Source organism: Paenibacillus sp. JNUCC 34 (assembly GCF_058269055.1).
Genome location: NZ_CM177770.1, coordinates 1,852,584 through 1,865,778, shown reverse-complemented (window position 1 = coordinate 1,865,778; position 13,195 = coordinate 1,852,584). Strand labels below are relative to the sequence as shown.

The 13,195-nt window shown below is 46.9% G+C and carries 10 protein-coding genes; all 10 read right to left on the bottom strand.

Translation table 11 applies throughout. The annotated features are described in order from the left end of the window. Positions 1-12: 12 nt before the first annotated feature. A complete protein-coding gene (locus tag AC2TF5_RS08775) occupies positions 13-828 on the bottom strand; it encodes an ABC transporter permease (RefSeq protein WP_491301792.1) in 816 nt (271 codons plus the stop codon). Positions 829-1,086: 258 nt separating this feature from the next. Then, complete coding sequence (locus tag AC2TF5_RS08770; protein ID WP_491301791.1) at positions 1,087-3,384, bottom strand: helix-turn-helix domain-containing protein; 2,298 nt, start codon at positions 3,382-3,384, stop codon at positions 1,087-1,089. A 156-nt stretch (positions 3,385-3,540) separates the two neighbouring features. After that, positions 3,541-3,987, bottom strand: coding sequence for a GNAT family N-acetyltransferase (locus AC2TF5_RS08765; protein WP_491301790.1), 447 nt, complete (start codon positions 3,985-3,987; stop codon positions 3,541-3,543). 31 nt (positions 3,988-4,018) lie between these two features. Then, positions 4,019-5,230, bottom strand: coding sequence for a VWA domain-containing protein (locus tag AC2TF5_RS08760; protein ID WP_491301789.1), 1,212 nt, complete (start codon positions 5,228-5,230; stop codon positions 4,019-4,021). A gap of 2 nt (positions 5,231-5,232) precedes the next feature. After that, entirely contained in the window at positions 5,233-7,584 is a 2,352-nt protein-coding gene (locus AC2TF5_RS08755; RefSeq protein ID WP_491301788.1) for a DUF5682 family protein, read from the bottom strand. Continuing rightward, entirely contained in the window at positions 7,581-8,684 is a 1,104-nt protein-coding gene (locus tag AC2TF5_RS08750; RefSeq protein ID WP_491301787.1) for an ATP-binding protein, read from the bottom strand. The genes AC2TF5_RS08755 and AC2TF5_RS08750 overlap by 4 nt, the downstream gene beginning before the upstream one ends. A gap of 14 nt (positions 8,685-8,698) precedes the next feature. Continuing rightward, on the bottom strand, positions 8,699-10,564 hold the full coding sequence (locus AC2TF5_RS08745; protein ID WP_491301786.1) for a HEAT repeat domain-containing protein: 1,866 nt from the start codon (positions 10,562-10,564) through the stop codon (positions 8,699-8,701). Positions 10,565-10,589: 25 nt separating this feature from the next. Continuing rightward, complete coding sequence (locus AC2TF5_RS08740; protein ID WP_491301785.1) at positions 10,590-12,023, bottom strand: SWIM zinc finger family protein; 1,434 nt, start codon at positions 12,021-12,023, stop codon at positions 10,590-10,592. Between the two features lie 460 nt (positions 12,024-12,483). Then, positions 12,484-12,969: a hypothetical protein gene (locus AC2TF5_RS08735; protein WP_491301784.1), complete on the bottom strand. Its 486-nt coding sequence runs from the start codon at positions 12,967-12,969 to the stop codon at positions 12,484-12,486. A 47-nt stretch (positions 12,970-13,016) separates the two neighbouring features. Beyond that, positions 13,017-13,172 (bottom strand): hypothetical protein, encoded by a 156-nt coding sequence (locus AC2TF5_RS08730; RefSeq protein WP_491301783.1) that lies wholly within the window; start codon positions 13,170-13,172, stop codon positions 13,017-13,019. Between the last annotated feature and the right edge of the window lie 23 nt (positions 13,173-13,195).

The window sequence follows — 13,195 nt, the reverse complement described above, 5'->3', positions numbered from 1 at the left end:
TGTTTCGCCCCCTTACCATAAGCTTTCCTGTTTAAGCCGTTTGGCTGTTTGATTAACAATTAGCAGCAGAATAAATCCAATGACCGCTTTGAACAGACCGATCGCTGTAGCGTATGAAAAGTTCATGGCCTGAGAGACCAATCCGACCTTGTACACATACGTATCAATGACTTCCGATGAACGCAAATTCAGCGCATTTTGCATAAGCAGTATTTTTTCAAATCCTGTTTCCAACATTTGCCCCGTGTTCAGTATGAGCAAAATAACCGCGATCGGCATAATACCTGGCAGATCAATATGCCGCATACGCTGCACTTTGGTTGCTCCGTCAATAACAGCCGCTTCATGTAGAGCGGGATCGATCCCTGCAAGCGTTGCCAAAAATATGATGCAGGAAAATCCGACATTCTGCCATACATGAGACCAGACATAGATAGACTGAAACCATGACGCCTCCGCCATAAAATGAAATGGTCCGATGCCGATCCAGCCAAGAATGGTGTTAATCAGCCCTGTTCTGGGATCCAGAAACTGAAGGAGCAGACCGACAAGAACAACGAGTGAAATAAAATATGGTGCATACGTCACCATCTGAACCATGTTTTTGAATCTCTTGTTTCTTACATAATTCAGTCCTAGCGCAAGCAGAATCGGGAACGGAAAACTGGCAATCAGCGTGTAAAAGCTAATGGATAGAGTATTCCGCAGCAATCTCCAGAACTCGTGTGAGTGGAAGAACCGCTCAAAATGAGCGAAACCTACCCACGCGCTCCCTCCGATTCCTTTGGTTACATTAAAATCTTTAAAGGCAATCGACGCTCCGTACATAGGCACGTACTTGAAAATGATAATGTACAATAGCGGCAGTGAAAAGAGTGCGTACAGCTGCCATTTGACTCTGATATTCTTCCAGCCCTTCAGTGCCTATCACCCCAATCTATAAAATGGTCATACCGACCGGTCCGGTGATTTGAAGTATAGATGGACTTGGTTTTTTCGTAAATCATCTCATTTTTAAAGTTATTCCGTTCTTTAGAATCTCCATTATTCAGCATTCATGAACTTAACTTTTCTTTAGAAAATACCTTATCCAGCCTCATGATTTCGCCTATATTCCGTGGCGCTGATGCCATTCGCGCGCTTGAACGCCCGGCTGAACGTATTCAGCGATAAGTAGCCGACGGCTGCCGCGATTTCACTGACTGGCTTACCACTCTCTAATAAGAGCCGCTTGGCCTCCTGCATACGAATGTTCTCCAAATAATCAGAGAAATTAAGTCCCGTTTGTTCTTTGAAGAAATAGGACACGTACGCTTCTGAGGTACGCGCTTCACGTGCCAATACGGTCAAGCTTAATTCACTCTCCGGATAATGCACATCGATATAAGCAATCAGACGATTTGTTAAATCATCATTATGGCTTTTTTTCCGCTCTTCATTCTTACGGCACAGACTCAGCAGCGAAGCACATAACATTTCGATGGCCTCGACAGGAGGAAGTGCCGGATCCGCAGCTTTTAATACCGTTTCCGCTTCTTCGGCAATGTCAGCACCCGCAGCTTGTTCACAACACTTCATCAATGTGCCGCATAATTCATGAGCAAACAACCTTTCCACGACCAATGGCAGCTGCCTATCCCCCGCATTTTTCTCCTGAATTTGTTGAATGAGCTGTCCAGTTTCCGTTTTGTTGCCCGATTTTACAAGCTGAATTAATCTTAATTCCACATCTGAAGGATAAAAATAGCTAGGAACCGTTAGTTCTACATCCTCATGGTAAAGAATCGGATCACTTTCATGCCACCTGGCATGCTGCAGAACAAATTTGGCTTCACTGAAAGACCGGTACAGCTCCGTCAACCGGGTCTGTACGCCGCCAGCAGCCATATAAAGTCCAGCACCCGTTTCTCCTGTAAGATCTTCATAAATTTCTCTTAGCAGTGACCTCATCTTAATCATAAAATCATCCGAGTTGATTTCTGTATCATGCAGCATTAGTGCCAACAAGTTCTCTCCTAAATCATGCACGATGACACAGTGATGTAAAGACTCCTCAATCCGGTCACGAATACCCAGCTTCACGATATCCATCTCTGTCAATATTTCTTCATTATAAGGAGCATGGTAGCCACGAAGACGCAAAATAACGACGGCATACTGCGAACTGCGGAGTTCGATCCGCGAATGCTCCAAAGCTACCTCTACATCCCGCATGGATGTATATCCTCCCTTAAGTAGCCTATCGAAAAAAACACTCCGCATTTGCGGAAGCTGCTCGTCAAGCCGTCCTTTCAGAGCATCATGCCTTTCAATCAGATCAGATACCGAGCTGCGGATATAGTCCACCGTGTTACGAAGCATATGAGGGTTGTCCTCCGAACGGGAAACCGGAAGCATCTGCAACAGTTTGAGGAACGGGCGACTGCTCCGATAAGCAAAATAAGCCGCGATCATAAGGCCCAAAATAAGTGCAATCAGAAATACAGTGAATGTAAGCTGTTTGATGTAATACGCTTTTTCGAGTACAACCGCTTTCGGCTGTGCGGATACATAAGTCCATCCGTTATAAGCAGACGTGGTCTCGGTCACAAGCATTTCCTGACCGTTCCATGTCAGCTGGGAGAAGTCTCCTTTTGTGGGAAGCGCTTTCAAATTGATCGAATCTTCGTCCAATCCGATGTGGCTGATCAAGTTTCCGTTCTGGTCAGCAATATAGGCGAATCCTCCCTGTTCGGAATCAATGTTTCGAAGCATCTCTTGAATCTGCTCATTGTTGATAAGAACCGTAATTACTCCACCGCTGCCTTTAAGCCCAAAAGATTGCATAAAGCTCACAACGGAATAGTGTTTCCCTTCATACACGACCGAGGTACCCGGCATATAGGTTTTATAGTGATAGGTGTCAAACAGCCGGCTCCGCCACTCTTCCAGCGTAAGACCGTCATAATGAAGCTGCAGGTCATAAAACTGCTTCATCGTATATACTTTTCGTGGGGAGATAAACATCCCGTTGTTTTTGAAAGCAACATAATAATCCACAATAAAATGATTAAACATACGATAGTCAAACAGGCTTTTCTCCAAATCCCATAAACTGTATGGATTCTTGCCTCCGAAAGGGTCTTTGACGAATTGAAAAGATTGTATCTTCGGTTCACTGGACATCTGGCGCGCAATCGTCTCGATTTCGGCAAGACGCCGGTCGAGCGCTTCCCGGATTTGGCCTAATACGGCGGTGTTGCTCTTCATCGTCTCGCTCTCGACAAGGTTGGAGGTCTTATTATAGGCGAACCAGCCGACAAGCAGCGCACTGAACAAAATTAGCGCATAAGGAACAAAAAAACGGATAAGTAATGATGCTTGTTTGCCGGACGTATCTTTCACGGATTTTCCTCCTTCTCAGAGTTAGCGGTATTCTCAATATAGCAAAGTTACTGAGCGTCGTCAGTAGCAGCGAGGTACTGTTTTTATCGAAAATAAAAAGGATCGCGCACCCGGATATAAAATCCTTGCGCAGATCCTTTTCAGGTCCCCGATTGTTCAGAATATGAGATCCAGTACCGTCTCTCCGCCGATCTCTTCTCCGGTCTCCACAAATCCGAATTGCTTATATAATTGATTCACTGTCGTATTATCGGGCACGTGAGATATTCGAATTTTGGTGCATGTAGGATGGCTACGCATCTTGTTCAGAATTTCTCCAAGTGCCGCTCTCCCGTACCCTTTCCGCTGGTATCTCTCATCGATCATAAATCGGCAGATCCAGAAGTAGCCATCATCAGGATAAGGCTCTTCATCAAATAAAGCAAAACCAACCATGACATTCTCCGCATAAATACCATAGGGTCTGGAAGTCGGCTCTTGCTCCGCTTTCTTTAAAGAGTCTGCATTGGAAGCTACAAATCTCTCTTGAAATTTCTGCGGCCTTAGAAGCAGGCATTCTTCTTTACTCTCATCCGTAATTAACTTTAAATACACTGAATTCATAAGAACACCTCTTCAATAATAAACTTCATCATTAAATCCCCTTCGTGCCGAGCCGCTTCGCGAGTTCTGCCAGGTCCTGCCCTTTCAGTGCTCCTTCCACCAGCTGCGGAAGCAGCGCAGGAGTACAAGCGAAACAAGGCGTACCATCACGCGACAATGATTTGGCGACTCCTTCATCGTAAAATGGCTTGCCTTCATCGGACAACGCCAGCAGACACATCGTTTTGACACCCGATTCCCGCAATTCACGCATACGCCGGATCAGTCCAGCCTGATTGCCGCCCTCGTACAAATCCGAGATGATAATAAACAGCGTCTTTTTCGGTTCTTCAATAAACTGCTCACAATAAACGACTGATTTATGAATATCCGTACCGCCGCCAAGCTGAATACCAAACAGCATATCTACCGGATCATTGGCACACTGCTCGGTCAAATCGACAACCTCCGTATCAAACACGACCACACGGGTGTCCAGCGATGGGATACTTGCAAAAATGGAGCCGATAACCGAGGCCCAGATGACGGACTCCGCCATCGATCCACTCTGGTCAATATCCACAATGACAGTCCACTCTTTGCTGCGCTTGGCTCGGTCGAAATAATAAAATTTCTCCGGGATGAGCTGTCTCCGGTCAGAATTATAATTTTTCAAATTCCGCCCAATCGTTCGCTTCCAGTCTATGCCGCTAAGCGAGGGAAGAGGGGTATGCTGCCTGCGGTTCAACGCGCCGGTAACTGCCCTGCGAATGTCATCCTGCATTCGTGCAACCAACTCATCCACGACCGCCTTTACAAGCAAACGGGCCGTATCCTTCGTCTTTTCGGGAATTTTGCCTTTGAGGGACAACAGCGTGCCAACCAATTGAATGTCCGGCTTGACCGTAGCCAGAACCTCCGGTTCAAACAACAGCTGCTTCCATCCCTTCCGTTCCATCGCATCATTCTGAATGATCGATACGACATCTTCCGGGAAAAATGATCGCACATCCCCTAACCACTGAGCGAGTCGGGGAGCCGATTTTCCTTGTCCGGCTCCTCTCGAGCCTGAGGTCGTGCCCCCATCTTCCATTGCGCCGTCCGTATTATCATAAATGGCTGCCAGCGCCCGGTCCATAATCAGCTCTTCCTCCGACAGCTGGATATTCCCTACGGGACTATATCCAGCTAGCTGCTCTTCCGCTGACTGGCCGAGTATAAGTCGCCACCTGGATATCTTGGCTTGTTCTGATATTGTACTCATACTCAAAAATCCTCAAAATCAAAATCATTCAAATCGTCAATCATCTTTACTTCTTCCTCCTTCAAGTCGCCGGTCAGGATTTCAGCAGCCTGCTCTGCATTCACTCCCCATAATTCACCCAGCAGCTCGGCTATCATCGTCTTCTCCTTCGGGGAAAACGTACTAAAGGCCCTCCGTAAAAATACAAGTGCACGAGTAAATTCATCATCGTCAAGAGACAAAATATATTCGTTCAGCTGCTCCCATAGACTGAGACGTGACAGTAGCGCATAACGGTTACGCATGGACATCCCCTCAAACCATCCTGCTCCAAGATCAGCCGGAATCCCGGGGGATAGTCTTCGTGAAACTTCTTCAGCACATTGCTGTGCCGATATCGCACTGCGCTCCATCAAAATGGCGCAGGCATACCCCGACAGACGAGGATTGCGGTCGTCCCGCTCTGACAGATGCTGCAGCTCCTGAAGCCATAGCCCTTCATCCACCTGCTCTACATGCTCCATAGCTACACTATTCAGCTCATTCATAGCAGTAATCATCGAGCTCGACACTTCATCACTGCACTGGCTTGCATCCAGTAAAAACAAGCAGGCCCGCATAAACAGCTGCTGCAACAGTGGTACAAGTGGCTGCGTATCCATTCGTCTGTTGCCGCCATACCGGATAAGAATGGACAATTCTCTAGATGCAGCCGCAATCCCCATCACATCCCGACTGTCCACAGCAAGTCTCTGCAGGGTCTGACGTCCTTCTTCCATCTGGTGTATCATCCCGCATTCATAAGCTATACGGATCAGAGATGAGGCTTCCTCAATCGAACTGCAGTCCGTCAGCTTCTGCTGAAGCACATAAGCTGAAGCGACTTCTACCGTCTCCCCGAGCAGTGTCGACTCGACAATCTGTATCTCGACCTCCGGCGTCCACTTCACAACCCAGTGTTCCGCCCATGCAGCCTGCTCTTGCCCACTCGGTCTGGCACTTACAAAATCGATCCCGAGAAGCTTTAACCGATGAAACAGAAAAGAGCGATTCAAATCAAGGTAAGCGGACTCCTCCGACTTTACCCTCCGGTTCTCACGCAAATCCAGTATCACATCATTGGCTACAACAGATTTAAATTTCTCGAGCTTCAATCTCTTAAGCTGACGGTTAAGGTCATCCTGAATCGGTGTTTGGCTGACTCCTTCGGCGAGCTGTCCAATCGATGTGCCGATGTCCGTCCTCGCAAGTTCTTCGGCTATAACCTCAAGTTCTCCGCGCCCAAGCAAAGTCTGAGCTGCATCCTGCAGGTCACGAAGAGTTGGTGCGCTACCTCCATGCAGAGCTGCGAGGGACTCCGCGAGCCGAACCGCTTCAATAACCTCCGCTGTTGAGCGATGGGTTCCATTCTTTCTCATCGAACCCGCAACCTTAGATAAATAATGATGCGGCAATTCTGTAAGCGTCCCCTGAACCATTCGGTCCCACATCATCTCGAAATATTGAGGAGCTATATTCCCGGCACCATAACCTGAGAGAGATGAAAGTTTATAGTAAGAATAAGGCATGAGTGTCAACTTCGTAGCGCGGGAAGGAAGGCTTTTCAATTCCTCATCATTCATTCGCTCGGACAGATCCGTGAGAGCAGAAGCATGATATGCCCCGCATACAACTACAATTTGTTCCGGTTTATGACCTGCTTCGATGACCTCAACAATCTGCCGACGCATGTAGGACTCCCTTACGGCGTTGTAGGCGTATTCCAATGTATCCTCAAGCCGTTCCTTCTCTTCCGACAACTCCCGCATCTGCTTCGAAAAAGCGAGTATAGAATGTTGATAAGCCCCGGCATTCAAATTATGTTCATAGCTGCGCTCCCAATACATATCGTAATCATACTCTCCAGCCAGCTCAGCAATCCGGCTGTATATCGAATTTTCTTCGGGCTGACTCTCATTCATAGACTCCGTTGTGCCTGTCTCTGCAGATGTTCCTTCATCTTCTCCCCCATCAGGGATATCATCCATCGCTTTAGCACGCAGATCTTGCAGACATACCGCCGACGATGACGGAAGGTCAATAAATGCGGTATGAGCGCCGTGTTTCTGTGCCCACTTCATGGCCTGATACTCCGGAGAATAAACCGCAAAGGGCCACAAAACCGTCCTTACAGGCAGTTCTTCGGTAAATGCCAAAATGGCTACCGGAGGTTTCGTTGTTATATTAGTCAGATGGCGGATTTCCGATGTCGCATCTGACGGTCCTTCAATGAGTACGGCCGTTGGACGGATATCGTCCAGAAAATCTATTAAATGCTTAGCACCGGCGGGAGACAAATGCCGAACTCCAAAAATATGTACGCCAGCAGCATTCACTGGTTTATCTCCTTGCAAGCATTATATAGGCCACGCCACTGCGCCCCACGTTTCTTCATAATATTGTCGAGATATTCCTTCCACACCAGCCGGTCCTTATCATCATCCTTAACTATCGCGCCTTGAAGTCCTGCAGCCAGATCTTCATCCGTCAGCTCACCGCTGCCAAAGCTAGCTGCCAGAGCCATGCTGTTCGTCAGCAGTGAAATGGCTTCCGCCGTTGAAATAACTCCTGCTGGAGACTTCACTTTCTCTTTTTTGTCCAAGGTCATGCCGCTGCGCAGCTCTCGGAAAATCGTAACGACCTTGAGCAGTGCTTCATCAGCAGGTGCAGCAGCTTGTAAGTCGTAAGAAGCGGCAATCTCGGACACACGCTTTTTCACGATTTCAATTTCCGTATTCAGATCCGCAGGAGCTGGCAGAACAATTATGTTAAAGCGCCGTTTGAGCGCCGTCGACATTTCATTAACTCCCCGATCTCTTGTGTTCGCTGTCGCAATGATGGAAAAGCCTTTCCGGGCGTTCATTTCTTTTCCAAGTTCAGGCACCGATATCGTCTTCTCGGACAAAATGGAAATGAGAGCATCCTGCACCTCTGACGCACAGCGAGAAATCTCCTCGAAACGGGCGATTCCACCCGCCTCCATAGCCCGCATGATCGGGCTTTGCACCAGTGCTTCACGTGTCGGCCCCTGCGCGAGCAGCATTGCATAGTTCCAGGAATACCGGACATGCTCCTCAGTCGTTCCGGCCGTTCCCTGTACGACCAGACCCGAATTCCCATAGATAGCTGCCGAGAGATTTTCTGACAACCATGATTTGGCGGTTCCCGGTTCTCCTATTAACAATAGCGCTCGATCGGTTACCAGTGTCGCAATCGCCATCTCAATTAATCTTTTGTTACCAATATATTTAGGGGTAATCTCGGCCTTACCCGCCTTGCCGCCAACGATGAATTTAAGCACCGACTGCGGAGACATTTGCCATCCTGCCGGAATTTTGCCGGTATCCTCTTTACGAAGTGCTTCCAACTCATGACGGAACAATATTTCTGCGGGTTGACGCATGATATCCTGTAATTGCTCTTGACCAACTGTCATATATTTCACTCCTTTTATGTTCTTACTAAGCTTTTCATATTCCGTAATACATATTGAAGCTGATCTTCAGCATTAGCCTTAAAGTTAGGTAGTATCACTTGAACGCGGTCATAATAGCTGGATGGTAGACGACATAGCTGCTTGAATATAAAGGGTTCAATCTCATAACAATCCTTGTTCCGCTCATCTTCCAGGGCAGTAACCAAAGCTTCATATAAATTTTCGTCCTTCATTCCCGAACGAACCAACCCCATGATTATCAGGTTGGCGAACCGGTTGCGGAATTCGGGAGAGTTCTTCAGCTTTTCCAGCAAGTACACTTCCGCAGCCTTATGTCCTTGCCGGGCAAACGCGCTTACTAGTGTAAATTCATCCTGCTCAATAAAAAGCTCCAGCCATCTATGATCCCAGCTTATTGCCATCTGCTCCTGCGGCAGCATCTCAACATAATAGGTGTAGCTTCCTTTGTCCGCAAAAGACACGATATCCTCATAAGCTCTGTATTCCCGGTGGATAACCAAATCCCCAATGGTGCCCAGCAATTTTTTTCGCTCTTTGGCCACTTTGCTTAGAGTAGAGGATGCAAAGCCTTGAACCAGGACTTCCTCATACTGTTCATATAAGCGTTCAGGCGAGAGCACACGATGGGCTTTACTGAACACCTTATTAACATAGGAATCACTGTGTTTGAAATGCTTTAAATCTTGCTCCGCATTTTCACGAAGCAGTTCCCTGGCTTCCGCGGTATCGATCCGCCCCATGTAGATTACCGCTTCGTTCATTAGATACCCCCAGCCTAAAGAGATCATATACAGGGAATATTGCTTGAGCACATCCCGGTACAACTCTTCCAGCTGTGGACTCTGTTTATCACCCATTGCCCATAGAAGTAACCTCACCCTAGACCAGATTTCCTCAATCTTCTGTTTATCATCTTTCACTTCAGAAACAGATTGAAGCTCAGCAGATAAATCACGGACAAGCCAATCTTTTAACAGAGCGGAATTGCATTTGGCCAGTACTGGATTCACCAACTCTTTGTCTTTTCCTAATGAAGCTTCATACAATCTCTCCACAGACGTATCTGAACCGTTCTCGGCAAGCGCATCATATGCGGCTTCACGGATCACTTTCTTTTTGTTCCGGCTCCATTCAATCAGATCGGATTCATATTCCTCATAGCCTGCTAGCAGCTTGATCGCCGTAGAACGCACATCATCCGTTCCCGTTTCGCTAGCTTGATAGATCAGCTCAAGCACATCCTTGCCGCCTGTCTTCGCTATGACCTGCAGCTTGCGGGATTCCGACTTTCCACCCTTCGGATCAAAGCTCTCAACGAGGAAAGGGACAATCTCGGGGCCATACGACGGCAAAATATGATTACCAGCGAGCTCTGCTATTTCTACATAGGGATCATTTAGCGCCTCAATTGCTAAGTGAACCAAGCGGAGATCCTGAAATAGACCTTCCTTCCAAGCATCAACAATGATCTCATATCGCCCGCCACCTTTTGTGGTTAGAGCCACTTGGACAGCGGAAAGCTTACGATATGACAAATGTGATGACAGCGAAATAGGACGGTTATTAACTGTCGCAAGTTCACCTTCCACGTTCGTAGTTCCTTGTGTATGCAGCACTGAGCTCAGTAGCTGATTTAAATCCTGAAGAAGCTGTGCGGAGTTAACGTCGCTTCCGGGCTGCGGTTCAATCAGCGCGCTAATGCCTTCACCTAATCTTTTGAACACAGGAGCTCGTTCTCCTAACTGTTGGAACTGCGGCAGCAACCGCTTCAGTCGGAAATCGCCGACAGCCAGTTCGCTTCCTGCAATATATAAACGCCTAACCTCCTGGTTAAGCTCCTGTAGTAATGCTGTACTCATTGTCGTTCCCCTTTCGTTAACTGCTCTAGTACAGCAGTCGGATCATTTCCTTCTCCGTAATAATGGTTAACGGCTGCGCTAACAGACGACCCGTCTTCAGGCAATGATTAAACATAACCAGCATGGAGACCCCACTCAGCTTATCCTCTGGAAGATAGCGCAGCAAAGGCACCGTTGGCTCTGAATACACATCACCAAGTCCAATTGACTGACCTGATTCATCGGTGATTGCATATTGACCTTCTCCATTCTGGCAGACCTTGGAAACCTGCAGGAGCATGACCGGATGTTTATCGCTCAGTGGATTTTTCAGCTGGTTCTTCACCTTTTTAACGGCTTCTGCGTAGGAGTTAGTTGCATACTTCTGAATCCACGCCATGTCTTGTTCCGTCACAGCCCTTGAAGTCATCTCTTCAAAACGCACCCGTCGGTTCATGTCTCCCGGATAGCGGTATAATACAGAAATATGAGCTGCTTCGAAGAAGCTGTCATCCTCACGCATGAGCTTCGCAGCCTTATAAGGACGGTACTGGATCGTGCGGTGGATTTCTCCATTGTCCTTCTGAATCCAGTATCCAATGTCCAAATACTCCTGCCGTGCATCATCCGCATAACTGAGAAAAGAAAGCTGGATCAGTTCCACCTGCTCACTAACCAGTCCGAAGCTTTGCAGCTCGGTCAGCTGCCACGCGTGCCCTAGCCACTCTTCGATCGTCGATTCATGATCAAGCGCCATCTCCGGATCTTCCAGCTTTGCGGTTAAATAGAGTCGCCCCTTTTTAATAAAAGCGTTCATGACCGCAAGCTGCTCGGCAGCATAAGTATAGGCCGTCTCTTGATCCTCTGCATCCGACAACAGCAGCGACAGACGACGCAGCTCATTCTGAGCACCTGACAAGTAATAATTGCCCATTTGCTTTACATGATCTTTAATCAGCTTCAATTCTTTTTTATCCATGGTGCCAAGCCCGTTCCGGATAAGCGAGTGGATCAGCTTTTCCAGTACGTCCAAGCCCTCCAATTGAGTAGTGATCTTCTTTTTAAGTGCGGATTTATTAACCTTCTTAGGCTTAGGTGCAGCACCTTCGGCAGCTTCTTTGATCTTCCGCTCTTCCCGTTTCTCCGCTTTCTCCCGCTTCGACGCCAGATCTTCCGGCACCACACCAGGCGTAAACGCTGCACCATCTGCATAAGCATATAGCAGCCCAAGCACATGCTTGCAGGGAAACTGTCTGCTAGGACATGTACAGCGCATGACCGGTTTCTCAGGTATCGCAAAATCAGCGGACGGTTGGTAATGAGAGCTACCGCTGCCCGCACATGTACCGAACAGTACGACTTTATCCTCTGAGTGATTCAGCTGCAAGAACCGCCCCTTTTTAACAAGGCCCTGCCCATTCTTAATGGCTGCACTATTCGGTGCAAGCGAATCGATCCATGTCTCTGTAATTTCAACCAAACTCATACCCTCCTACATCAAATCGCTACTGGAACATAAATAATAATAATATCCTTTACATTAAATCATACCTAATCTCTGGTAATCTCCGTACCCTGCTTTAGACCTATTTAAGAACACTCATTCTTATTTTTTAGGATTCCATTTCTTTTAATGGTCAATAATGGAACATAAATGTGCATTACAGGGGTCTTGGCTCCCACTTTATATGATGTTTGGTAATACGATATATGGCCTATTTCATTAAATCGCTCTTCCCTACAAAACTCCTGCCTAATAAAAAAAAGAAACCCTATTCAGGCTGCGTGTAACATTATATGTTGAAGGTCAATCAATTACCGCCACGATAACACACTTCTTTGTGGATGCTTGAGGACAGACGTTCCATTATTTCTCCATGTTTGGCTTTTTGGGAGTGTACGCGGACAGGAGATCCGCTATATCCATCAACCAATGAAATTCAGCACCACTGCTCATATTCTTCCAACAGGAACTCACCTTCGACCTCTAATATAGCATCCGGCTTACTTCCATCGTAATAACAAATGTCGGTAGTCGTTCCCTTCCAGTGAAGGTCAAAAATTCCCTGACCCTTATACTCCAATGTCAAAACATTACAGTTTACATCCTGATGCTCAAAATAATATAATCTGGCGTCCCAGTTATCTTGTTCCTGATCGTATCCAGCTTCAATCTCATATCTTCTCACTTCAAAATGGTTCAAATCCAGTTCATCCAAATAGATCGTTACTTCGGCGCTCGGATTCATCTGCATCCCTTCAGTATCCGGTACAGTCAGCAAAGGTTCCTCATCCGTTTCGGCCTCAAACCACATCATGATTCGCTTACTGCCATCCTCATCATGTTTATATGTACAGTACGCTTTAGACTCGGATAATCTGAATTTCTCAACACCATTAAAGCGCGTGATCGTTAAAGTTCCCATGTTGTTACTCCTTCGGCATATCAGTTATCATTGTTGTTACAAAATGCTTACGGTCTGTTTCTCTGGTCATTCATCGTTTTAATGCCTTCATTAATCTCATCCAATGTTTTTTGAAGTTTTCCCATCCTTCTCAGCCCGGAATATTGATTACCAATAATCCCCAATAGCCCAATCAGCAAAATAACAAACACAAATAACTCCATCAACACGGCCTCACTTTCAGTAA

Coding starts and splice junctions, on each gene's coding strand:
- AC2TF5_RS08775 (WP_491301792.1), bottom strand. CDS start 828: ATGTACGGAGCGTCGATTGCCTTTAAAGATTTTAATGTAACCAAAGGA.
- AC2TF5_RS08765 (WP_491301790.1), bottom strand. CDS start 3,987: ATGAATTCAGTGTATTTAAAGTTAATTACGGATGAGAGTAAAGAAGAA.
- AC2TF5_RS08760 (WP_491301789.1), bottom strand. CDS start 5,230: ATGAGTACAATATCAGAACAAGCCAAGATATCCAGGTGGCGACTTATA.
- AC2TF5_RS08750 (WP_491301787.1), bottom strand. CDS start 8,684: ATGACAGTTGGTCAAGAGCAATTACAGGATATCATGCGTCAACCCGCA.
- AC2TF5_RS08745 (WP_491301786.1), bottom strand. CDS start 10,564: ATGAGTACAGCATTACTACAGGAGCTTAACCAGGAGGTTAGGCGTTTA.
- AC2TF5_RS08735 (WP_491301784.1), bottom strand. CDS start 12,969: ATGGGAACTTTAACGATCACGCGCTTTAATGGTGTTGAGAAATTCAGA.
- AC2TF5_RS08730 (WP_491301783.1), bottom strand. CDS start 13,172: ATGGAGTTATTTGTGTTTGTTATTTTGCTGATTGGGCTATTGGGGATT.